This window comes from Flavobacterium sp. N2820 (assembly GCF_025947285.1).
Lineage (GTDB): Bacteria > Bacteroidota > Bacteroidia > Flavobacteriales > Flavobacteriaceae > Flavobacterium.
In genome coordinates this window covers 1773425-1798337 of sequence record NZ_CP110008.1, presented here as the reverse complement: position 1 = coordinate 1798337, position 24913 = coordinate 1773425, and the positions used below count along the sequence as shown (strand labels likewise).

The 24913-nt window shown below is 32.1% G+C and carries 20 protein-coding genes; 17 read left to right on the top strand and 3 right to left on the bottom strand.

The genetic code is table 11. The features are described from left to right. The first annotated feature begins 39 nt into the window (after positions 1 to 39). The 6 genes from recR (at position 40) to OLM52_RS08690 (ending at position 7979) form a co-directional block, all read left to right on the top strand. Positions 40 to 657: a recombination mediator RecR gene (recR, locus tag OLM52_RS08715; protein ID WP_264548153.1), complete on the top strand. Its 618-nt coding sequence runs from the start codon at positions 40 to 42 to the stop codon at positions 655 to 657. 140 nt (positions 658 to 797) lie between these two features. Then, positions 798 to 1583 (top strand): polysaccharide biosynthesis/export family protein, encoded by a 786-nt coding sequence (locus tag OLM52_RS08710; protein ID WP_264548152.1) that lies wholly within the window; start codon positions 798 to 800, stop codon positions 1581 to 1583. Positions 1584 to 1589: 6 nt separating this feature from the next. Then, positions 1590 to 4046, top strand: a complete 2457-nt coding sequence (locus OLM52_RS08705; protein WP_264548151.1) for a polysaccharide biosynthesis tyrosine autokinase — start codon at positions 1590 to 1592, stop codon at positions 4044 to 4046. A gap of 17 nt (positions 4047 to 4063) precedes the next feature. Next, positions 4064 to 5044: an SDR family oxidoreductase gene (locus tag OLM52_RS08700; protein WP_264548150.1), complete on the top strand. Its 981-nt coding sequence runs from the start codon at positions 4064 to 4066 to the stop codon at positions 5042 to 5044. A gap of 97 nt (positions 5045 to 5141) precedes the next feature. Continuing rightward, on the top strand, positions 5142 to 6533 hold the full coding sequence (locus tag OLM52_RS08695) for a UDP-glucose 6-dehydrogenase (protein WP_264548149.1): 1392 nt from the start codon (positions 5142 to 5144) through the stop codon (positions 6531 to 6533). A gap of 141 nt (positions 6534 to 6674) precedes the next feature. Continuing rightward, positions 6675 to 7979, top strand: a complete 1305-nt coding sequence (locus OLM52_RS08690; protein WP_264548148.1) for a nucleotide sugar dehydrogenase — start codon at positions 6675 to 6677, stop codon at positions 7977 to 7979. 88 nt (positions 7980 to 8067) lie between these two features. Here the strand turns inward: OLM52_RS08690 and OLM52_RS08685 are convergent, their stop codons facing one another. Further along, positions 8068 to 9402, bottom strand: coding sequence for an OmpA family protein (locus OLM52_RS08685; protein WP_264548147.1), 1335 nt, complete (start codon positions 9400 to 9402; stop codon positions 8068 to 8070). Positions 9403 to 9764: 362 nt separating this feature from the next. Between OLM52_RS08685 and OLM52_RS08680 the strand changes: the two genes are divergently transcribed. Beyond that, positions 9765 to 10319, top strand: coding sequence for a hypothetical protein (locus OLM52_RS08680; RefSeq protein WP_264548146.1), 555 nt, complete (start codon positions 9765 to 9767; stop codon positions 10317 to 10319). 55 nt (positions 10320 to 10374) lie between these two features. After that, entirely contained in the window at positions 10375 to 10839 is a 465-nt protein-coding gene (locus tag OLM52_RS08675; RefSeq protein ID WP_264548145.1) for a UpxY family transcription antiterminator, read from the top strand. Between the two features lie 69 nt (positions 10840 to 10908). Here the strand turns inward: OLM52_RS08675 and OLM52_RS08670 are convergent, their stop codons facing one another. Continuing rightward, positions 10909 to 12789 carry a nucleoside-diphosphate sugar epimerase/dehydratase gene (locus tag OLM52_RS08670; protein ID WP_264548144.1) on the bottom strand — a complete coding sequence of 627 codons (1881 nt, stop codon included), beginning with the start codon at positions 12787 to 12789 and terminating at the stop codon, positions 10909 to 10911. A gap of 176 nt (positions 12790 to 12965) precedes the next feature. Here OLM52_RS08670 and OLM52_RS08665 point away from each other — a divergent pair, with 176 nt between their 5' ends. Both OLM52_RS08665 and OLM52_RS08660 read left to right on the top strand, forming a co-directional pair. Continuing rightward, positions 12966 to 13742 (top strand): polysaccharide biosynthesis/export family protein, encoded by a 777-nt coding sequence (locus tag OLM52_RS08665; protein WP_264548143.1) that lies wholly within the window; start codon positions 12966 to 12968, stop codon positions 13740 to 13742. Positions 13743 to 13748: 6 nt separating this feature from the next. Then, positions 13749 to 16139: a GumC family protein gene (locus OLM52_RS08660; RefSeq protein WP_264548142.1), complete on the top strand. Its 2391-nt coding sequence runs from the start codon at positions 13749 to 13751 to the stop codon at positions 16137 to 16139. 26 nt (positions 16140 to 16165) lie between these two features. Here OLM52_RS08660 and OLM52_RS08655 read toward each other — a convergent pair whose 3' ends face one another. Further along, positions 16166 to 16891 (bottom strand): tyrosine-protein phosphatase, encoded by a 726-nt coding sequence (locus OLM52_RS08655; RefSeq protein ID WP_264548141.1) that lies wholly within the window; start codon positions 16889 to 16891, stop codon positions 16166 to 16168. 1030 nt (positions 16892 to 17921) lie between these two features. Here OLM52_RS08655 and OLM52_RS08650 point away from each other — a divergent pair. The 7 genes from OLM52_RS08650 to OLM52_RS08620 all read left to right on the top strand — a co-directional run bounded on the left by OLM52_RS08650 (position 17922) and on the right by OLM52_RS08620 (position 24784). After that, positions 17922 to 18428, top strand: coding sequence for an ArsR family transcriptional regulator (locus OLM52_RS08650; RefSeq protein WP_264548140.1), 507 nt, complete (start codon positions 17922 to 17924; stop codon positions 18426 to 18428). A 286-nt stretch (positions 18429 to 18714) separates the two neighbouring features. Next, complete coding sequence (locus tag OLM52_RS08645) at positions 18715 to 19713, top strand: polysaccharide biosynthesis protein (protein WP_264548139.1); 999 nt, start codon at positions 18715 to 18717, stop codon at positions 19711 to 19713. A gap of 4 nt (positions 19714 to 19717) precedes the next feature. Further along, on the top strand, positions 19718 to 20128 hold the full coding sequence (locus OLM52_RS08640) for a WxcM-like domain-containing protein (RefSeq protein ID WP_264548138.1): 411 nt from the start codon (positions 19718 to 19720) through the stop codon (positions 20126 to 20128). Continuing rightward, on the top strand, positions 20119 to 21249 hold the full coding sequence (gene wecB, locus OLM52_RS08635) for a non-hydrolyzing UDP-N-acetylglucosamine 2-epimerase (RefSeq protein ID WP_264548137.1): 1131 nt from the start codon (positions 20119 to 20121) through the stop codon (positions 21247 to 21249). Before OLM52_RS08640 ends, wecB begins: the two co-directional genes overlap by 10 nt. Positions 21250 to 21256: 7 nt before the next feature. Next, the gene (locus tag OLM52_RS08630; protein ID WP_264548136.1) at positions 21257 to 22120 is read left to right on the top strand and encodes a dTDP-4-dehydrorhamnose reductase family protein; all 864 of its coding nucleotides are present in this window, start codon (positions 21257 to 21259) and stop codon (positions 22118 to 22120) included. A gap of 135 nt (positions 22121 to 22255) precedes the next feature. After that, positions 22256 to 23788, top strand: coding sequence for a lipopolysaccharide biosynthesis protein (locus OLM52_RS08625; protein WP_264548135.1), 1533 nt, complete (start codon positions 22256 to 22258; stop codon positions 23786 to 23788). A 66-nt stretch (positions 23789 to 23854) separates the two neighbouring features. Next, complete coding sequence (locus OLM52_RS08620) at positions 23855 to 24784, top strand: glycosyltransferase (RefSeq protein WP_264548134.1); 930 nt, start codon at positions 23855 to 23857, stop codon at positions 24782 to 24784. Positions 24785 to 24913: the final 129 nt, after the last annotated feature.

Genomic DNA, 24913 nt, shown 5'->3' with positions numbered 1-24913 from the left:
ATGAATGTAGAATTACACTTTGTTTTGTAATTTTGTCAAATGGAATTGCCTTCAAAATTAGTAGAAAATGCCGTTAACGAAATGTCTCAATTGCCAGGAATTGGTAAGCGAACTGCATTGCGTTTGGTTTTACATTTGTTAAAACAACCCCTTGAACAAACAGAAGAATTGACTACAGCATTGGCTTCGATGCGAAAAGATATTCAGTTTTGTATTACTTGTCATACGATTTCTGATGCTGAAATTTGTACTATTTGTGCTAATGCTGCTAGAGATAAATCAATTATTTGTGTGGTGGAAGATGTGCGTGATGTAATGGCAATTGAAAATACCAATATGTTTAAAGGGGTGTACCATGTACTTGGTGGAAAAATTTCACCCATTGAAGGGATTGGGCCAAGTCAATTAAAAATTACATCATTAGTTGAAAAAGTAAAAGAAGGCACTGTTGCCGAAATTATTTTTGCATTAAGCTCCACTATGGAAGGTGATACGACTAATTTTTATATTTACAAACAAATTAAGGAGTTCCAAATTAAAACGTCAACAATTGCGCGTGGAATTGCTGTGGGAGACGAATTAGAATACGCTGATGAAGTTACTTTGGGAAGAAGTTTGCTAAATAGAATTCCGTTTGAGACTTCAATCAAGCAATAATTGATGAAATTTACATCAAATTAGCTGAATAACTTCATTTTTTTAATTGTAAAAACTATATTTGTTTCCTAAATTAGGTTAGTTTTTTGGTTGTTTAAATTTTACCAAACAGCAAGACTAACTTTAATGTTATTTATCTGATGAAAAAAATAGTTTTTATTGCACTACTTGCCACTTTATTTGTCTCTTGTATTCCAAATAAAGATTTAATTTATCTTCAAAATAAAGGTGGTAAAAGCAATTCAATTGAAGTTGCACAAGAAGCTTCAAAACCCTACAGAGTACAAACAAACGATATTATTTCAATTTCGATAAAATCGTTAGACCAAAAATTGGTAGAAATGTTTAGTCCTTCACAAACTGGAGCACAAGAAACATCACAAGAAGGACTTTATTTCACCGGATTTACCGTAAATGACCATGGAAATATTAGAGTACCTGTTTTAGGAGAGTTAAATGTGCTAGGATATACGTTAGACGAAATAAGACTTAAAGTCGAAAAACAACTTTTAGACGATTATTTTAAAGCTGAAGCGAATATTTTTGTAACCGTTAAATTAGCGGGTCTTCGCTACACAATTAATGGGGAAATTGGTTCTCCAGGAACAAATGTCTTGTTTCAAGATAAAGTTACCATTATGGAAGCTATTGCAAATTCTGGTGATATTACTATTACAGGAAATAGAAAAGACGTGCAGATCATTAGAAAATATCCGCATGGTTTTGAAACCTATTCTCTTGATTTAACAGATGCTAAGTCAATGAATTCGCCTTATTTTTACATCCAACCAAATGATTATATTGTGGTAAAACCACTAAAACAAAAATCTTGGGGAACTGGAACAACAGGTGTTCAAACCGTAGCAACTATTGTTTCAGCATTGTCACTAGTTACTACAGCTATTTTATTAAGCAAAAACCTATAAAACAATATGTTAGATACAAAAGATTTTAATTTTTTTGAGTCACAAAATAGTTTTGATTTTAAAGGATTTCTTTTAAAAATTGTGAGCTATTGGAAATGGTTTGTTTTGTCATTAGGGGTTACTTTTCTAATTGCTTACAATGTCAATATCAGAAAGGAAAAAATATATGGAATGGAATCTTTAATAGTAGTTGAAGATCAAAATAATCCATTGTTTACTTCAAATACAAGTTTGATTTTTAATTGGGGAGGAACTTCTGATAAAGTTCAAACCATAATTACAGCATTAAAATCTCGTTCTCACAATGAAATCGTAGTTGATAAATTACAATATTATATAAAATACCTAAAACAAGGGGAGTATTTTTTTCAAGATGCTTATGGTGAAACTCCATTTGTGGTAGAAATTGATAAGACGAAAGGGCAGTTATTTGGAAAATTAATTAAAATTAAATTTGTTAGTCCTACACAATATGAATTAAGCGTTGATTTTGAAGAGGCAAATAAAATGGCTTTGATGCATTATGCAGATTTATCCGTTTCTGAATATGATGTTAGAGAAAAAGAGTTTGTAAAGTCTTTTAAGATTAATGAAAATGTTGAGCTTCCATTTTTGAATTTAAAGCTAGTTTTAAAACCGGATGCCATTAATTATGTAAATTCAGAATATTTTATACGCTTTGATGATTTTAACCAAACAGTTGCTGCATACAAAGGAATTGATGTTTCGGCAGATGCTAAAGCCTTATCAGTGGTTAGATTGCAATTAGAGGGGTCTAATAAAAACAGATTGGTTGAATATTTAAACGTTACAGTAGACGTTTTGCGTAGAAATGAATTATCAAGTAAAAATCTTTTTGCCATTAATACTATTCGATTTATCGATAGTACATTGGTGCAAATGGAAGACCAAATTAAAGACGCTGAAGGCGAATTAAGAGAATTTAGAAAAGGTAAAAATATTTATGAGCTAGAAGAAGGTGGCGGCGGAATTCTAACAGAAAAATTATCGTCTTATGATATTGAAAAAGACGATATTTCAAGAAAATTAGCCTATTTGAATTTATTAAAATCGTATTTAGAAAAAAGTATAGATTACTCAAAACTTCCAGCACCAACCGTTGCCGGAATTCAAGACCCAAACATCATTTCAAATGTTTCAAAATTAATTGGTTTATCAGCAGAACGTTCAAGAATGGCTTACACGGTCAAAAATAAAGAAATGTTCTCGGATTTTGATAGAGAAATGGCTGCCGTAAAAAGTGTATTATTAGAAAATATTTCAAGCTCAAAATCGGCATTAAACATCGATCTTTCTATTGTAAATAAAAATATAGGAATTGCAGAAAGCCAAGCCAGTTTATTGCCCGAACAAAAACAAGAGCACTTAAAAATAACTAGAAAATACAATCTTAAAGATAAAATATACAGTACTTTTTTAGAAAAACGAAGTGAAGCCGAAATTGTAAAAGCCTCTAATATTTCAGATATCAACTTCTTGGATCGTGCCAAAGATGTTGGTGGAGGTTTAAGAGGTCCTAAAACAAGTGTTAACTACATATTGGCAGCTTTATTAGGCTTTTTATTTCCTTTAGTAATTGTATTTGTCATTACACTTTTAGATAATAACATCAACAATGTAGAAGATATTCAAAAGCAAACCAAAATTCCAGTAATAGGAGTAATTGGAAAAAAGAATACGGACAATAATTTATCTGTTTTTGAAAAACCAAAATCACCTCTAGCAGAATCGTTCAGAGCCATTCGTTCTTCGTTACAATTTTTATACAAAAAACAGCAAAAAGAAGGTGCAAAAATTCTGATGTTAACTTCTTCCGTGAGTGGTGAAGGGAAAACATTTTGTTCAATTAATTTAGCAACTGTTTTTGCGCTAAGTGAAAAGAAAACTGTAATTGTAGGTCTAGATTTGAGAAAACCAAGAATCTTTGGCGATTTCAATATTGACAATATTATCGGAGTTGTAAATTATCTCATCGGACAAAAAACAATTGATGAGGTGATTCAAAAAACACATATTCCTTTCTTAGACGTAATTCCTTCGGGGCCAATTCCGCCAAATCCAGCTGAATTATTAATGAGTGAGTCTATGGCAGAAATGATCGAGGAATTAAAGCAAAAATATGACTATATTATTTTAGATACACCACCGGTTGGATTGGTTTCAGACGCATTAGAATTAGCGCATTTTTGCGATGCAACTCTTTATGTAACAAGACAAGGGTTTACAAAAAGAGGAATGCTAAGTGTTGTTAATGAAAAACACAAAAGAGGGGAGCTTCATAATATTAGTATTTTATTTAATGATTTTCAGAATAAAGCAAAATATGGTTATGGCTATGGATATGGCTACGGCTATGGTTATGGAGCATATGGCGAAGGATATCATGATGATAAAGTAGAGCCTAAAGGGTGGAAGAAAATCTTAAATAGGTTAAAAAAATAATTTTATAATAAATAGTAATGTCAAAAATTGCGAAAAAAAAAATATTGATTACGGGTGGAGCAGGTTTTATCGGGTCTAATCTTTGTGGGTATTTTTTGGAAGATAATGAAGTGATTTGTTTGGATAATTTTTCTACGGGACATTATCATAACATTCAATCATTTCTATTGCATCCTAATTTTAAGTTGATAGAAGGTGATATTAGAGATTTTGAAACTTGTGAACGTGCGGTTTTAGGAGTGGATTTTGTTTTGCATGAAGCTGCTTTAGGAAGTGTGCCACGTTCTATAAATGACCCAATTACTACAAATGAAGTGAATGTTTCTGGTTTTTTAAATATGTTGACTGCAGCTAGAAATGCAGGTGTTAAACGATTTATTTATGCAGCAAGTTCTTCTACGTATGGCGATTCTGAAAAGTTGCCAAAAATCGAAGAAGTTATTGGGAAGCCACTTTCGCCTTATGCGGTTACTAAATATGTGAACGAATTGTATGCCGATGTGTTTAGCAAAACCTATAGTATTGCTACTATTGGATTGCGCTATTTTAATGTTTTTGGAAGAAATCAAGATCCTAATGGTGCGTATGCAGCAGTAATTCCTAAATTTGTAGCCCAATTTCTAAATCATGAAAGCCCTATTATTAATGGCGATGGAAATTTCTCTCGCGATTTTACTTATATCGATAACGTGATTCAAATGAATGAATTGGCTATGTTGTCTGATCATCCTGAAGCAATTAATACGGTTTATAATACGGCTTTTGGAGAACGAACCACTTTAAATGAGTTGGTGCATTCGTTGAAAGAGTTTTTAGCTGAATTTGATCCTGAAATTGCTACTGTTCCAATTGTGTATGGAGAAAATAGAGTAGGCGATATTCCACACTCTTTAGCGAGTATAGAAAAAGCGAAAAGGCTACTTAATTATGCGCCAAAATTTTCCATGCGAGAGGGGTTGAAAGAGACTGTTAAGTGGTATTGGGAGACCAGAAAATAAGCAATAGTAGAGAAATAGGAGAACGATTGAGAATAAAATTTTATAAAAAGTTACAAAAAAGACAACGGTTTTACGGTTGTTACTATAAATATAGTTTATGAATATCAAAAATATTTGTTGTATCGGTGCAGGATATGTTGGAGGACCAACCATGGCTGTTATTGCACAAAAATGTCCCCACATAAAAGTTACGGTAGTCGACTTGAATGAAAAAAGAATTGCCGCTTGGAATGATCCGGATGTGAATAATATTCCTATTTATGAACCTGGCTTAAGTGAGGTAGTGGCTGAAGCAAGAGGTAGAAATTTGTTTTTTTCAACAGAAGTGGATAAAGCAATTGATGCAGCTGAAATGATTTTTATTTCTGTAAATACACCTACTAAAACGTATGGCGTAGGAAAGGGAATGGCTGCCGATTTAAAATATATCGAATTGTGTGCACGACAAATTGCTCGTGTGGCAAAAAATGATAAAATTGTTGTTGAAAAATCTACGTTACCGGTTAGAACAGCAAGTGCTATTAAAGATATTTTAGATAATACGGGAAATGGCGTACAATTTCAAATTTTATCTAATCCAGAATTTTTAGCCGAAGGAACAGCTGTTGAAGATTTATTTGCACCCGATAGAGTTTTAATTGGTGGCGACACAACTACTGAGGGCCAAAAGGCTATTCAACAATTAGTTGAAATTTATGCCAATTGGGTTCCAAAAGATAAAATTTTAACCACAAATGTTTGGTCGTCTGAATTGTCTAAATTAACTGCTAATGCTTTTTTAGCACAACGTGTTTCTTCCATCAATGCTTTGAGTGAATTGTGTGAAAAAACAGGCGCTGATGTGAATGAAGTTGCAAAAGCAATTGGTTTAGATAGTCGCATTGGGCCTAAATTTTTAAAAGCATCTGTTGGTTTTGGTGGTTCTTGTTTTCAAAAAGACATATTGAATCTAGTATATATAGCTAAATCTTATGGTTTACACGAAGTTGCAGACTATTGGGAACAAGTTGTAATCATGAATGATCACCAAAAACGTCGTTTTGCAAAAAATATCATCAAAACATTATACAATACAGTTTCTGGTAAAAAAATTGCCTTTTTGGGTTGGGCTTTTAAAAAAGATACAAACGATACAAGAGAATCAGCTGCCATTTATGTGGCGGATGATTTATTAAGTGAGCAAGCAAATATTAGTGTTTTTGACCCTAAAGTTGGTTTAGAACAAATTCAGTTTGACTTGAATTATTTAGAAACACGTTCTACTAGTAAAAATCTGGAAGGCGTTCAAGTAGCGGCTAATCCATATGAGGCTTGTAATAATGCACATGCTATAGCTGTTTTAACAGAGTGGGATGAATTTAAAACGTATGATTGGCAAAAAATATATGACGGAATGTTGAAACCAGCATTTGTTTTTGATGGAAGAAATTTATTAGATAAAGCAGCATTAGAAAAAATCGGTTTTGTTTACCAAGCAATTGGTTCATAGTTAAAAAATAAGTAGGATTGGATTCTGATTTTGCTTGCGAACATAGTACTGAAGAGGAATACTAAAAAATTATAAAGAATACAATATGATGTTAGGAATGTTAGTTAAAAAGAGTGTTGAACCTGAAAAAAGGAACGTCTAATGTCTCAAAATCATCCCATCACACCATCACCTCGTTTGGCGATTATAGGACTTGGATATGTAGGATTGCCATTGGCGCGACTTTTTGCTACAAAATATCCTGTAATTGGTTTTGATATTAATGAACAACGTATTACAGAATTAAATCAAGGTATTGATTTGACTTTGGAAGTAGAAGAAGATTTGTTGAAATCAGTTTTGGTTGTTGAACCTTCAGATAAAATAGGTTTATATTGTTCGAATCAATTCGCGGATATAGCAGATTGTAATTATTATATTGTTACTGTACCTACACCTGTTGATAAACACAATAAGCCAGATTTGACGCCACTTTATAAAGCGAGTGAGACGGTTGCAAAGGTATTGAAAAAAGGAGATATTGTCATTTATGAATCTACTGTATACCCTGGTGTTACGGAAGAAGAATGTGTTCCAGTTTTAGAACGTTTATCAGGCTTAAAGTTTAATGAAGATTTCTTTGCAGGATATTCTCCTGAGCGAATTAATCCAGGAGATAAAGAACACACTGTTGAAAAAATATTAAAAGTTACTGCCGGCTCAACACCTGCAATTGGTAAAAAAGTGGATGCGCTATATAATAGTGTAATCACTGCAGGAACACATTTAGCACCAAATATTAAAGTAGCAGAAGCAGCGAAAGTAATTGAAAATTCTCAACGTGATATCAATATTGCTTTTGTTAATGAATTGGCTAAAATTTTCAATATATTAGAAATCGATACGCAAGCCGTTTTAGAAGCGGCTGGAACCAAATGGAATTTTCTTCCTTTTAAACCCGGTTTAGTAGGAGGTCATTGCATAGGAGTTGATCCCTATTATTTGGCTCAAAAAGCATTGGAAGCGGGGTATCATCCTGAAATTATTTTGGCGGGTCGTCGTATGAATGACAGTATGGGAGAATATGTAGCTTCGCAAGTTGTGAAGTTGATGATTAAAAAAGAAATCGTACTTCATGAAGCACAATTGTTGCTTTTGGGAGTCACTTTTAAAGAAAATTGTCCAGACGTTCGTAATACGAAAATTGTTGATATTGTGCATGCTTTAAAAGGATATGGTATTCATATCACTATTTATGATCCTTGGGCAAAACCAGCAGAAGTATTGCATGAATATGGTTTAACTTGTTACAATGAACTTGGATCGGTTCCTAAGTTTGATGCCGTTATTTTAGGAGTTGCGCATAACGAGTTTGCTACTTTGGATTTAAAAGCCTTAACGAAATCGTCTAATGTGATTTATGATGTCAAAGGGTTTCTACATGGCACAGTAGACGGTAGACTTTAGATTGTTATAATAAGAACGATTTACTTCTTTTACCATAAAAAAAGACCGACAGTATTCGCTGTCGGTCTTTTTTATGCTTATGTTTTACTTATTTGATCAATTCAAAAGAAACTCTTCTTGCTAATTGACGACCTGTTTTGCTTGAAGTATCCATGCTTGCATCTTCTCCTGATCCAAGTATTTCAATTCTATCTGCACTGATGCCCGATTTTACAATGAATTCTTTACTGTTCATAGCTCTTTTTTGGGCTAATTCTTCATTCTTTTTCTCATCACCAGTAGTGTCAGCAAATCCTCTTGCTCTTACTTTTGCTTCAGGATGTTTTTTCAAGAAGTTGATGATGTAGTATAAATTATTAGCAGATGCAGTATTTGGTGTGTCTTTATTGGTGTCAAAGAAAATATTCACAATGCCTTGATCTACCAAATAGTTAAATGAAGTAGCTTCATTTTCATCGTAAGTGTTTAATCCTCTTTTTCCGTCTCTTGGCTCTAATTCATCTGGGACACCATTTTTATTTACATCTATTGCTCTTCCTTTAGTATCAACTGCAACACCACCAATTGTATTTGGTTCGGCATCTAAATAGTCAACCACACCATCTCTATCTGTATCTTGCAACATCACTTCAATGTCTTCGATTTTGTTTTTTAGTTCGTTTTGTAAAGCGGCTGTTTTTAACTCGTTTTCGCTTTTTAAAACTTTCCAATCGCCATGAATTTTATCTTTTCCTAACGAATACGATATACCAAAAGAAAGATTAGTAGATTTTCCATATAAATCACCAGTATTTGCAACAGTTCCGTCCCAATTCATGTGTTGTCTATAGTTAAAATACATGCTAAGGTCTGCAAACAATGCTAATTTTGGGGTAATTCTATATTGTGGTGTAATACCCGCTACAAATCCACCGTGATATTCTGTGCTTTCATAATATGGGTTTGGAACTTCTTGAAACATTGCATCAAGAGTTGTTTCTGTTTTTGACGTTAGGCTAGCCACATGAATTCCTCCATGAACCAATAAACCTATTCTTGAATCAGATTTAAAATCTAAAACTCTAGCAGCATTGATGACTCCTTGAAACGCAAAAGTATATTGATTGGTTTCATAAGGCAAACTGCTGTTGTCGCTTTCAGTGTATTTAGCATACGCTAAGTTGGCTTTAAAACCAAATTTAGGCGTTACCATATATCTTAAACCTAGATCAAAACTATTTATTTTAAAGTGGCTGAGGACATGTTTTTTATCTCCAGGACCAAAACCAGTACCATAAGGGTAGTTTCCATCGCTAAAGCCTGTCATGGCTTCAATAGTCCAACGATTGTAAATGTTAGTAGTATCAGAAGTGTTTTCGTTGTCTTCTTGTGCATTTGCTTGAAATACAAAGAAGAAGCTAGTAATGAGTAGTATTTTTTTCATTTGAAGGGACTTTATAAATACAAATTTAAGCTATTTATATTTAACAAGCAGTTAGTTTTGGTAATTATATCGCATAAATTTAGTTTGAATTTATTGCACTGGATGCTTTTGGTAGTGTTTTGAGAACAATAGCGATGCTTTATTTTCAGTAGTTCTCGATACATTTTTCATAAGATAGCTTGTGCAATTTTATGAGAAACACTCGAATTGACGGTGGTGAGTTTGTTTTTTAAGGTCTTTAGTATAAGAATTATTTCTAAATTGTTAAATGTGTTGAATTTGCTGCTAATTTTTGTACAAGTTTTGTAAATAAAAATTAAAAAGTTTAATTTAGCCACGAAATATAATATTTACTTTTAATTATGAAAAAAATAGCATTTGTATTAGTTTGCTTACTTACTTTAAGTGTATCAGCACAAGAATCAAATAAATGGACGATTGGTGTTGGGGTTAATTTTATTGATAACACCAATTCTCAAGACGGTAATTATTTTGATGTATCTAATTGGAATTCGACGCTTTCTGTGTCTAAACTTACCGCTCAATATGAGTTTGCAACTAACTTTGCATTATCTTCTGAATTTACATTGAATAAATTAGATAGTGGTAAAACACAAAATGGAGGGGAAATAGCTTCTAATTTAGCTTACTTTGGTTGGGATTTAAATACACGATACAATACTGCTAGCTTGATGAAGTTGTCACCAAAATTTAGTATTGAGCCTGTAGCAGGTTTTGGACTTTCGTGGACAGATAGCACTCCTAATCAAAGTATTAATGCAGGTCTTTCATTAGGTTATTTTTTCAATGAGTATTATGGCGTTCGTTTTCAAACATTAGGTAAATTTGCTTTTGATCAAAATACGGTTGGAAATAATATGATTCAGCATTCATTAGAATTGGTTTTTAAATTATAATATCTTTAAGCTATAAATCAACAAGCACCTATTAAGGTGCTTTTTTTGTCTTTTTATGAATTGGTATGCCCTTTATACAAAACCACGTAACGAGCAAAAAGTGGCTCAAAAATTACAAGCATTAGGAATAATAGCTTATTGTCCATTGGTGCTCAGTATTAAGCAATGGTCGGATCGAAAAAAGAAAGTTTTAGTTCCTTTGCTTCCTTCATATGTATTTGTTCAAATTGAGGAACACAATCGAAAAGATGTTTTTCAGGTAGGTGGGGTTGTGCAGTATGTTTTTTGGTTAGGAAAACCGGCGATTATAAAACCGAATGAAATTGAAGCGCTAAAACAACAACTCGATTCCTCTGTTCCAGTTGTGCATTTTGAAATGACGACTTGGCGTTCGAATGAAACGATTCAAATTACCGAAGGAGTCTTTAAAGGACAGGATGCAATTGTAGATAAAATAACAACCAATAAAGTACGTTTGCTACTTAAGTCCTTAAACATGTATATTACTATTGAAAGATAATATATTTGGACTGATTTATAAAAATCAAATTAGATTACACTTTATAACTGCTTTTTTAAAGCGGTTTATTTATTCATACGGAACAAATCCAGGTACAATAAGTTGTAATTGTTCATTTACTTCTTTTCTGTTCAAATGATTTAACCGTTGTAAATAAACCATTACTTCATCCATCGTATCGACGCAAGGATTTTCCTCCTTAGCAATCACTATTTTTGGATGATAGGTTGGAAGTGTTTCTGCTGAAGCTGTTAATACTTCTTCAAACAATTTCTCACCTGGGCGCAATCCTGTAAAAACAATTTTAATGTCTTTGTTGGGGATTTTACCTGCCAATCGAATCATTTTTTCGGCCAAATCTACAATTTTGATGGATCTACCCATGTCAAATAAATACGTTTGACCACCTGATCCCATTGCTGCGGCTTCAATTACTAATTTACATGCTTCAGGAATGGTCATAAAAAAACGATTCACATCAGGATGGGTTACAGTAATTGGACCACCTGCTAGAATTTGTTCTTGGAATAAATTTACAACTGAACCATTTGACCCTAATACGTTTCCAAAACGTGTAGACATGATTTGCATTTTGTGTACGTTCTTTTTGCAGTTGTAGGCGGTTTGTCCTAGCATTTCTGCAAATCGCTTACTTGCACCCATTATGTTGGTTGGATTTACGGCTTTATCCGTAGATACATAAACAAATTTATTTACGCCATATTTCATTGCTAAATCCAAACAAATTTTTGTTCCAAAGATGTTGACTTTAATTGCTTGTTTGAAGTTTTTCTCTAATAAAGGAACATGTTTATAAGCAGCGGCATGAAAAATGATTTCCGGGCGGTATTTTTTAAAAACCGTTTCAAATTCTTCTAAATTAGTAACATCAACCAGTTCAAAATGGCAGTTGCACGACGGAATGTTCTTTTTAAAGTACATTTCAATTTCATACAAAGGCGTTTCAGCTTGATCAAGAATGATTAGTTCTTTTGGTTCAAAGCTGCCTAGTTGTTTAGCTAATTCTGAACCAATAGAACCTGCTCCACCTGTTACTAAAATGGTTTTATGTCTAAATTGTTCAATTACCCTAGCATTTTTGATTTCAATGGTTTCTCTAAACAATAGCTCTTCTAAGTTATATGTTTTTAAGGTCTCTTTGTTTTTGGTATTGTTATTTTCTAGTAATTCGGGTTTGTAAACAATGATTTCATTGTCTATACAGTCTTCAATCAATTTTTGCTCTACATCTTCTGGTAAATAGCCTTTTGTTAAAACAATGTTTTTAATTCCTTTCCATCTAAGATAGGCAACTATTGGTTTTTTATTGTAGGCTAATACACTAATTCCAGCTACTTTTTTGCCATTTAATGCCTTGTTTGTATCAATAAAACAGACTAAATTAAAATTGCTTTGTGATGAGGTGAGTGTTTCTACTAAACTAATATTATGAGGATTAACGCCTACAATAGCAATGCTTTCTTTGAATGAAACTTTATTGCCTTGGTTCAAGTTTTGAAATGCAATTTTTACCAGAATTCTAAATCCCATTAATGTGAAAAAGATAACAAAGGTGCTGTAAAACAATGTAAAAATTACAAAAATATGTGTTCCCTTGTATAAATAATAGGCAGTATCAATGATAAGTAATGTTGAAAAAGCAGAAAAAACAGCTTTAAAGAGTCTGCCAATGTCATTTAGTGTAGAATACCGAATGATTCCAGTGTAAGTTTTAAAGACTAGGAAAAAGAAAATGTAAACGATTAAAGCTATTGTTAAACGAATTTCTAATGGAAAATCTTTGTAGAATTTAATCCCAAGCTCTCTAAATAATAAGTAGCTGATAGTACTAGATGTTATTAATAAGATGATATCAATAAACAAAATTAGCCAAGAAGGTAAGATTCTTATTTTGGCTAGAATTTTAAAGATAAGGGACATTTTCTTCATGGTGCAAATTTATTTAAAAAACGAATTATAATTGCCTTGTTGGGTTATTATTTTTATGTTAAAAATGGTAATGTTTTTTATTCAGGCATTTAATGTGTTAAAAAGGGGGTTTTTGTAGTTTAAATTTTTTAAAAAAAATAAAAAAAGTATCTTTGTTGCATTAAAATACTTATTCCGTGAAAATACATTCCCTTGTTGCTATCGTTTCTTGCTATTTAGTAGTAACTGTGTTTACTTCCTGTGCTACCAAAAAAGAATTGATTTATCTTAACGGCACCACTAATACTGCAGATGCCGAATTCAAGTGGTCTGAAATGTACCTTCAGCCTAATGATATAGTGAGTGTAAAAGTTACTTCTGATGTACCAGAACTAGCCGCGGCTTACAATATATCGCCATTGCAACAAAATGCGTTACAAGGTGTTCAATTGCAATTGCAAGGGTATTTAGTTGCCAATGATGGGACTGTAAATATTCCTGTTTTAGGGGTGCAAAAAATAGGTGGATTGACTTTAGAACAAGCAGAAAAGCAAGTACAACAGGCGTTAATAGATAAAGGGTATTTAAAAAATCCAGTTGTGGTTTGTAGGTTGTTAAATGCTAAGTTTACTGTGTTAGGTGAAGTAAAAGTACCCGGGACGTACACATTTTATGAAAACAACCTGACGCTTTTGCAAGCTTTAGGTTTGGCAGGTGATTTAACAATTAATGGTGTTCGAAAAAAAATCACCATTATTCGTACCGAAAACGGAAAGCAAACGTATGGGACTATTGACTTGACAAAAAATGATTGGTTTAATACGCCATTTTATTTTGTAAAACCTAATGATGTGATTATTGTTGATCCAAATACTGCAAAAGTAAAATCTGCGGGTGTAATTGGCAATCCAGGCAATTTAATCTCTATTATTTCGGTCTTGTTATCCAGTATTATTATCATCAAAAACATATAACCCTACATGCAATCAACTGAATTTCAAGAAAACACATCAGCTTCCATCGATATTAAGGAATTGGTTTACAAATACCTGTCTTTCTTGCATTGGATTATTTTGGGAGCAGTTTTGGCACTTGCAGTAGCTTTTTTTTACTTACGTTATGCGCCAGAAACCTACCAAGCCTCTAATGTAATAAAAATATTAGACAACAATAATTCGGGCTTCAAAATGCCTACTGATGCTTTGTCTTTTTTTTCGAAAGGAAAAGTTAATTTAGAAAATGAAACGGAAGTATTGCAATCTTCCTTATTAATTGAACGGGTAGTAGATGAATTAGATCTTCAAAATTCATACTATTCGAAAGGAACAATTAAAGAAACAGAAATTGCCTCTAAAGCGCCGTTTTTTATTCAATGGAATGATGTGCCTGAGAAAGTAAATGAAATTGAAGCAATGCTCGAAATTGAAGTGACACCAAAGGGGTATTATTTGGATCAACAAAAAGATTTAAAAATATTTGGTAAGCCTTATGTTTTTAAGGGAAATAACTTTAGCATTTATTTAAAAGATACAAGCAAAACCAAAAAAAATCCAGGTACCTACCAAATTGTAAAGACCACAAAAGAACATACTATACAAGCTGTAAAAAAATCATTAGCCGTATCACCTGTTGGGAAGCAAAGTGAGCTATTGCGTTTAACAGTAACGGCAAATCATCCTGATAAAGCAGCAGCTATTGCCAACACGTTAGCCAATGTTTTTGATGCTGATGGTGTAAAGGATCGTCAGCTGGTGCATAAAAAAACCATTGATTTTGTTAACGAACGTTTTGGTTTTTTATTCAAAGAATTAGATTCGATAGAAAGCAATAAAGCCAACTATAAACAAGGGCAACAAATAGCCGATTTTCAGGCGGATGCCGGTGCTTTATTGGCTACCAAATCGGGTACGGATGTAGAGCTTAACCAAGCTAAAACTCAAGCGGTTTTGAGTGGAATTTTGATTGAAACCTTGAGTAAAACCAAATTAAATGAATTGCTACCTGCTAACATTGGCTTGGAACAAGTTGAAGTAGCAGCGCTTATTAATCAATACAATGACTTGGTATTGCAACAGCAAAAAATGTTGCAATCTGTTGGGGAAAATCATCCTAATTTAGTAGAACTACGTGCCACGCAAAACGAACTTAAAAATAATTTAAAAGCGTCTTTAGCGACCTATAAAAAAGTGTTGCAGTCCAAAATCAATTCCATTGGACAAATTAGTAGCGGACAGTCGCAGCAATATGCCGCTTTACCTTATCAAGAAAAAGCCATCCGTTCTATTGAGCGTCAGCAAGAAATTAAGGAAGCTCTTTATATTATTTTATTACAAAAACGTGAAGAAGCAGCCGTAAACTTGGCTATTATCAATCCTTCTATTAAAATGGTGGATTTGGCGAAAGCCTCTTCAATGCCTATTAGTCCTAAAAAGGCAATTATTTATTTAGCCGCATTATTGCTTGGTTTAGGTATTCCAATTGGTATTTTATACGTGTATTTTTTATTGGATACAAAAATACATTCTAAAAAAGACGTTCAAGCGATAGTAACCGAAATTCCGGTATTGGCCGAAATTCCGCATATTCCTGGTCAAGATAAGTTGGTTAAATATCTAGATCGTTCTGTGCTTTCTGAAGCTTTCAGAATGTTGCGAACGAATTTGAGCTTTTTGATTCAAGACGAACACAAACCACAGGTTCTTTTTACCACTTCTACTATAAAAGGAGAAGGGAAAACGTTTGTTTCGATGAACTTGGCGATTACTTTATCTACGTTAAATAAAAAAGTAATTTTAGTGGGTGCCGATTTGCGTAATCCTCAATTGCATAAAATGCTAAAAAGCACGCGCCATAAAAAAGGGGTAACCAATTATTTACATGATACTACTACTGCTTTAAATGATATCATTGAAACCGGGCAGGAATACAATTTAAAGTTTGATTTGATTTTTTCGGGAACCATTCCGCCCAATCCGGCCGAATTATTGTCTAATGGACGATTTGAAGTGTTGCTTGAAGAATTAAAAAAAGAATATGATTTTGTTATAGTCGATACCGCTCCGACTTTATTGGTTACCGATACTACTTTAATTGCCAATTTAGCAGATTTAATTGTTTTTGTTATCAGAGCCAATCATACCGATAAAAAATTATTGCATTTCATCAACGAACTAAAAGCCTTGAAAAAAATCAATAATGCAGGAATCGTTTTAAATAATGTGGGTGAGCAAAAAGGGTATGGTTATTCGTATAGTTATAAGTATAATTATGGCTACGGCTATGGCTACGAGGCAGATGAAGTAGGAAGTGGACGTAAGAGAAATTGGTTCGCAAAAGAATTAAAACGATTGAAGCTTTTATTCAAAAGGTAATCTGAATTTTTTTGTTCAAGAAGTATTTATTTAGTACTAAAAAATTGGTTTGCTTCAACTAGGGGCATGATTTTTTTTAGGTATTTTTCAGCAAACAAATGGTTTTTGGCAAATGCGATCTGTTCTAGTGTGTGGAAATCAGTGCCTAAAAAATCATAGTAATCATTTTCCAATAAATATTCCGCCATTTTTTTACAGGTAGGGCCATAATAGCCTACCACAGATAAGGCATTTAATTGAAAATCTAAATCAAATGATTTTAATTGTTCAAATATATTTAAGTTCTTTTCCCAATAACTATAACGTTCAGGGTGCGCTAGTACTAAGCGATATCCTTTAAGTTTCAATTCAAATAGCACGTCCATAATAGCATCTACTGGTTCGCTCATCATGGCAAATTCGATAAGCAAAAAGTCATCTTTTAAGGGAATCAATTGTTGTTTTTCTGCTCTTTCTAGTAAGTAGGCATCTGCAAGATACTCGCTACTACTTTTGGTGATAAAGGCGTGTGGTACCGTTTTGAAGGCAGCGCTTATGGTTTCTGAATTATTGTTCCAAAGTCCAGGATAGATGTGTGGTGTAGCTATCGCTTCTGTAATTCCTAATTCTTGCATGCCTTGAATCATTGCTTCAGTTTGTGCTACTGATTTGGAGCCGTCGTCAATTCCTGGCAGCAAATGATTGTGTATGTCTACAAACCCATTTTTCCATGCTTCACTTAACCCTACTGTTTTTTTTGAAATCCAAAACATACTATTACCCGTTTATTTGTTCATTAATTTCTTAAATAATTTAAATAAGGGGGGGCTTTAATTCAAGTTTTAAAAGTAAGCATAATTTTGAATAGTCTACTCATTTTATAATGGTATTTTATTTCATTTTTAAATTTAGCTGGTAGCATAAGTTAGAAATATACAAACGCAAATGTAGGTGATGGTGTTTTTTTTTGGAGATATATAGATTGAAGTAACGTTGGTGTTGTTTCGTTTCTAAAGTTCTCGATACAATTTTATAGTTCAAAAACTAAGGTTTTTAAACCATAAAATCACTCGAAGTGACGTTGGTGTTGTTTCGTTGTTATAGTTCTCGATACAATTTTACAAAGCAAAAATTAGCATTTTTCCTTTATAAAATCACTCGAAGAGACGGTAAATTTTACGTTGCTATAGTTCTTAAAACATTCAAATTCCACCATCGTCATTTCGAGTGTTTTTTATAAAATGGCCATAGCTATTTTGTGAAAAATGTACCGAGAACTACTGAAAATAGAACGTTAAAAATACACTTGAAAAACGTGAAAACTGCTATAAATTTTATATATTGCTCTTTAAAAATTAATTAGTACATTTTTGTAAACCTCCTCTACAGGCATAGTTTTAATTTGTTTCAATGCAAAAAGAAAACTTGTCTTGTGCAACTTTTAGACAAATTCTTAAAATTTGATAAAATTATGAGCGAGGGAATCCATAAAATTTTTGAATCTTATATTTCCAAAGACCAATGGCAATATATTTACAAAGTATCTGTGAAGTACAAAGAGTCTAAATGGTTAAGAAAGATAGACCTCTTTCATACAAAATGGTATCGGCGTTACTACTTAAAAGTAATTTATAAGGATGGCACTGTAAAGTACTTGCCAATTATAATGCGTGATAAAGAAACTTTAAAAGCCAATTTAATGTTTTTTAACTTCTATCTAAATTGCCAGTAAACGATAAATAGTACTGTTGGAAATTTGTCAACAACAAATTAATGAGTACTTTTGTTATTCAAAACAAAACAATGCTCGAAAGCTTAATTACATCAAAAACCCGAATTCGCTTATTGGTCAAATTTTTTGTCAATGCAGCCAATGCGGGCTATTTGCGTGGATTGGCTCAAGAAATGCAAGAAAACACAAATGCTATTCGCAAAGAACTGAATCATCTTAGCGAAGCGGGCTATATTTTGCGCGATGCAGCTGAAACAAAAGTCATGTATAGAGCAAATACAGAACATCCTTTGTTTTCTACCTTACAACAATTGGTTCGCAAACACATAGGAATTGACAAGATTGTCGCGCAAGTAGTGGAACGAATGGGTTCGGTTTCTAAAATATACATTATAGGGGATTATGCGAAAGGTATTGATTCAGGCGCTATAGAAATAGTGGTGGAAGGATCACAAGTAGACGCATCTTATATTCATCAATTAGCACCCAAGATTAAAAACGAAATTCAGAAAGAAGTCCATTTTACCATTACCTCACATTTTGAGGGACATGGTTTATTGATTTTTGAAAACACATAAAGGGGTTATTTCCCTAAATTACTGCTATGTGAGCGCTTAGATGTGACTCATGTGGCGAAGCCGTGGGGTATTTAGTCAATGTGTCAATTAGTCAATGTGTCGATGAGTCAATGTAAAAATGGAGTTTTGTACAACTTAATTCCACCATCGTCACTTCGGTGTTTTTTATAAAATTGCCGTAGCTATTTTGTAAAAAATGTATCGCGAACAGCTGAAAATAAAACGTTGTTATAGTTCTCGATATGATTTTTAGTAAGTAAAAAGTAAAATTATAAATATAGATTTTATGAAAATAAAAGATAAAGTTTTATTAATCACAGGCGGTACCGGTTCGTTCGGAACCGCTGTGCTTAATCGTTTTCTACACACGGACCATTTCAAAGAAATCCGTATTTTTTCACGTGATGAAAAAAAGCAGGATGACATGAGAAATTTATATAAAAACGATAAAATCAAATATTATATTGGTGATGTACGTGATTTTTCTAGTATAGAACGTGCTATGAGAGGTGTAGATTATGTATTTCATGCAGCAGCTTTAAAACAAGTCCCTTCATGTGAGTTTTTTCCATTGGAAGCTACCAAGACTAACGTATTTGGTACTCAAAATGTGATTGATGCCGCTGGTGTCAACAAAGTTAGCAAAGTCATTTGTTTGAGTACTGATAAAGCGGCTTATCCTATCAATGCCATGGGGATTTCGAAAGCGTTGATGGAAAAAGTTGCGGTGGCGGCATCACGTAATTTGACCGATACCACAGTTTGTTTGACGCGTTACGGAAATGTAATGGCGTCCCGAGGTTCCGTGATTCCATTATTTTTGAAACAAATAAAAAGCGGAGAAGCATTAACGATTACGGATTCCAACATGACTCGCTTCTTGATGTCACTGGATGAAGCGGTGGAGTTAGTGTTGTTTGCTTTCGAACACGGTAATCCAGGTGATTTATTTGTCAATAAAGCACCTGCAGCAACTATCGGTGATTTGGCTAAGGCCCTAAAGGAACTTTGTAATGCCGATAACGAGATTAAAATAATAGGAACACGTCACGGCGAAAAATTATACGAGACCTTGTGTACCCGTGAGGAAATGATTAAAGCAGAAGACATGGGTGATTTTTATCGCATCCCTTCTGACAACCGTGATTTAAATTATGCACAATATTTTTCGGAAGGGAAAGAGATTCAACCTGAAGTAGAAGACTACAATTCGCACAATACAAAGAGAGAAGATGTTGAAGGGGTAAAATTTTTATTAAAAAAACTAGATCTTTTTAAAAAGTAAATTAATGCTTAATAAAATAAGTGGAAATTTTTTTATAGATGAGAGAGGAAAAATATTGTTTAATAACGAACTTGATCTTTCCGAAATTAAACGAATGTATATTATTGAGAATAAAGATTTAGATATAATAAGAGCTTGGCAAGGTCATCAAATTGAAAAAAGGTGGTTTATTGCGATTAAAGGGAAATTTTTAATTAAATTAGTAAAAATTGATGATTTTCAAAATCCTTCAGATAGTGTAAATTATGTGACTTTTGAACTTGATTCTAATAACTTAGAAGCAATTCTTATTGAACCAGGTTATGCATCTTCAATTCAAGCATTAGATATCGATTCTAGATTGTTAGTTTTTTCCAATTACAAGATAGGAGAAGTTGAAGATAATTTTAAATTTAATCCGACACAATGGAAATAAAAACAAAAAAATTAAAAGTAGCAACGATTTTAGGTACTCGTCCTGAGATTATAAGGTTAGCAGAATGTATCAAAAAATGTGACATCTATTTTGATCATATTTTAATTCATACGGGTCAAAATTACGATTACGAATTAAATGAAATCTTTTTTGAAGATTTAGATTTAAGAAAACCAGATTATTTTTTGAATGTTGCGGGAAATCATTTAGGAGAAACAATTGGAAATGTAATTTCAAAATCGTTTGAGATTTTGTCACAAGAACTGCCTGATGCCTTATTGGTTTTAGGAGATACAAACAGTGTATTGAGTACCATTGCGGCGAAACGATTGAAAGTTCCTATTTTTCATATGGAAGCGGGTAACCGTTGTTTTGACCAAAATGTCCCTGAAGAAATTAATCGCAAGATTTCTGACCATATTAGCGATATTAATTTGACTTATACCGAGAATAGCCGTCGTTATTTATTGAGTGAAGGTTTCCGAAAAGACCATGTGTTTGTAACAGGATCTCCTTTGAAAGAGGTCTTGTTAAAATATACCAATCAAATTTTAAACAGTGACGTTGTGTCTCGATTAGATTTAAAAGTACAAAAGTATATAGTAGTCAGTGCGCATCGCGAAGAAAATATTGATTTGGAAAATCATTTTGAAATTTTAGTGCAATCTTTAAATCAAGTAGCAGAAAAATATAAAATGCCTATTATCTTTTCTACACATCCTCGAACAAAGAATCGAATAGAAAAAAATAAAATCAAATTTCATCCGCTAATTTCCAACGTGCCCCCTTTAGGTTTTTTTGATTATGTGCAGTTGCAAAAAAATGCCTTCATCGTACTTTCTGATAGTGGAACGATTAGTGAGGAATCTGCGATGATGGGATTCCCAGCTGTCAGCATACGCACAAGTACGGAAAGGCCTGAAGCAATAGACGCAGGTACAATAGTATTAGGAGGAATAACTACAGACCAAGTCATAAATGCAATTGAAATTGCTAGAGGCTTATTTGATGTAAATATCGAATTACCGAAAGAGTATGAAGTCAACAACACATCTGCTCGTGTTATTAAAGTAATTCAGGGTTATACTTCAATTATTAATAAAGTAATTTGGGATAAATAATTTACAAATGAAAAAAATATTGGTAATAGGGATTAAAGGAATGGCGGGCCATATGATTCACAATTATTTTAATGAAAATAAAGGGTATGATGTTTATGGTTTAGCCAGAAATATTGAGTCAACTCATAAAATATTTAATATTGATGTTTCGGAAACTGCAAAATTGCGTTCTCTTTTTGTGAAGTATCAATTTGATTATGTAGTCAATTGTATCGGAATTTTAAATAAAGATGCAGAAGATCATCCATCCAAAGCGATTTGGTTTAATAGTTATTTTCCTCATTATTTAGAAGAAATCACAAAAGAGATAAAGACAAAAATAGTTCACATCAGCACTGATTGCGTATTCTCGGGCAAAGAAGGCGGCTATACTGAAAATGATATAAAAAATGGCGTAGGTTTCTATGCTCAGTCTAAAGCTTTAGGAGAATTAATAAATGATAAAGATGTAACTATTCGTACCTCTATCATTGGGCCTGAATTAAATAAAGATGGGATTGGCTTATTTCATTGGTTTATGTCTCAATCAGAAGAGACACGATTAAAAGGTTTTACGAAAGCTTTTTGGTCGGGCTTAACTACTTTGGAGCTAGCAAAAGTTGTATTGGAAATTATTGAACAAAACATTAGTGGTTTGATACAAGTTGCACCCGCTGCTAAAATTGATAAATACAGCTTAATCTCTTTGTTTAATTCTATTTATAAAAATGGTAAAATGACAATTGAACCTAATGAAGATTACCAAATTGATAAAAGTTTAGTGAGCATCAGAACTGATTTTGATTATCAAGTTCCTGATTATCTATATATGCTCGAAATGCAAAAAGACTGGATCATAAAACATTCCAGTAATTATCCCCACTATTTATAAAAAATTATTAAGATTTCTATTCGTTAAATAATTTCTATGATTAATATTTTTTGCTTCAAATAATTTAGTGATTTATTTTTTTAAATCATTAAGATAAACTACAATTACGGTATCAATATGTTAAAATAAATATTCGTGACAAATAATAAATTAATCGCTAAAAATACCTTATTACTATATTTTAGAATGTTTTTTTCTATGATAGTATCTTTGTATACGTCACGATTGATATTAAGTGCACTTGGAATTACTGATTTTGGGATTTATAGTGTCGTGGGAGGTGTAGTAGCATTATTTAGTTTTTTAAATAGTGCAATGGCTGCATCAACACAACGTTTTTTGACTTTTGAAATTGGGAAGGGAGACAAAAATAGACTAAACAATATATTTAGTATTAGTGTTAATCTACATTTGTGTATTTCTTTAATTGTTCTTTTACTAGCAGAAACAATTGGAATTTGGTTTTTAAATAATAAATTGACAATACCATATGATAGAATTGTAGCAGCAAATTGGGTTTTTCAGTTTTCGGTTTTCACATTAATTTTAACGATATTGAGTGTCCCTTATAATGCTTTGATTATTGCAAGGGAAAAAATGAATGTATTTGCATACATAGGTATATTAGAAATTTTTCTTAAATTATTGATTGTATATCTATTATTTATATCAGATTTTGATAAACTTATTCTCTTTAGTGCACTAGTTTTTATTATATCTCTTGTAATAAGAATAATATATCAAGTATATTGTAGAAAAAATCATCCTGAATCACATTATAAATTTTACTGGGAGAAGAACTTATTTAAACAAATGGCGAGCTTTGCTGGGTGGAATTTAATTGGTGTTTTTGCTGGTTTAGCACAAGATCAAGGAATTAACATTATTTTAAATATTTTTTATGGACCTGTTATTAATGCAGCACGTGGTATAGGAGCTCAGGTAAATAATGCTGTAACAAATTTGGTTATTAATTTTCAAACAGCAATAAACCCTCAAATTACCAAAGCCTATGCTTCAGAAGGTGTGTTTAATCAAAATAAGCTTGTTTTTTTTTCTTCAAAACTATCATTTTTTCTGATTTTCCTTTTTTCATTACCGTTAATATTAAATGCTGATATTGTATTAGGGTTATGGTTGAAAAAAGTTCCTGAAAATACAATTTTGTTTGTAAATTTAGGATTAATAAATATAATGATTGGATCCATTTCAGGACCTCTTCAGATATTAGCACAAGCTACAGGTAGAATAAAATATTATCAAATAATAGTAAGTGGTATATTATTGTTAGATTTACCAATAGCTTATTTGATATTATCGTTTGGTTTAAACATACAAGCTGTTCTTTGGTCTACAATTCTTATTTCAGTTATTGCACTTGTTGCTAGATTGTATATTCTTAAATTTTTGGTTTCCTTTTCTATTTCAACATTTTTGAATGAAGTTATTAACCCTATTTTGAAAGTATTTTTCATGTCTTCAATTTTGCCAGTAATTTGTATGTTTTATATTGAATTAGTTTGGGTACGTTTTTTTCTTATAATAATGTCTGGCATAATATCAACAATATTTTTTGTGTGGGTTTTTGGAACAACCAAAAACGAAAGAGAAAGTATACTATTATTTGCGAATCAAATAATCAAAAGAAAAAAAAATGTTCCTTTCTGATAGATATAATTAAAATTTTAATATTCATTAGATTTATATAAACTTTAAAAAATAATTTATTAAAATATGAATAATTTTCCTTTGGTATCAATTGTTATTCCAGTTTATAATGGATCTAATTATCTTGCAGAAGCTATTGATTCAGCTTTGGCACAAACTTATTCAAATATTGAAATTATAGTTGTTAATGATGGTTCTAATGATTTTGGTGAAACAAAAAAGGTAGCATGTTCTTATGGAAATACGATTCGATATTTTGAAAAAGAGAATGGAGGGGTGTCTACTGCGTTAAACCTTGGTATACAAGAAATGAAAGGTGATTATTTTTCATGGTTAAGCCATGATGATAAATATTTTCCCGAAAAAATCGAAAGCCAAATAAATTTTCTAATAAAAAATAAGGCCAAAAATGTATTATTATACTCCGATATTGAATATATAGATAAAGATTCAAAGTTTATTTCGGTAAATAAATTTCCTCATTATACTCCTGAAGAATTCAGACCAGCATTTATAGTAAATGGTTTAGTTCATGGCTGCACCTTACTAATTCCTAGGATTTGTTTTGAAGAGTGTGGCGTATTCAATACTTCATTACGGACTACTCAAGATTATGAGCTTTGGTTTAGGTTTTCTGCAAAATTCCATTTCATTCATTTGCCATGTATATTAGTTTATTCTCGGATACATGATAATCAAGATACCATAAAACTGAGTGACATTGTTTTTGAAGAAAGAGATAATTTACATAATAATTTCATTTTAAACATTAGAGAAGAAGAAATCAAACTTTTTTCAAAAAACAATATATCAAAGTATTACATTGAATTTGCGGAAAAAATGAATGCCTTAAGGTGTGTTAATGCGAGACAATCTGCCATAAATCAAGCTTTTTCCCATCTACTAAAGAATAATTTGCTGAAAATGTTTCAAAATTTAATACAGCTTATTATTTTGATTTTAAAAATTAAAGGAAGGAAATTACTTTATTCTTAACTACAATATTGCATTAAAAAAAAATAATCCTAAAAACACAGTGTCAAATTAAAACATAATTAATGTTGATAATAATTTAAACTTAAATAATACTTGCTGTTTTTAGTATCTATTTAAATCCCCAAATTA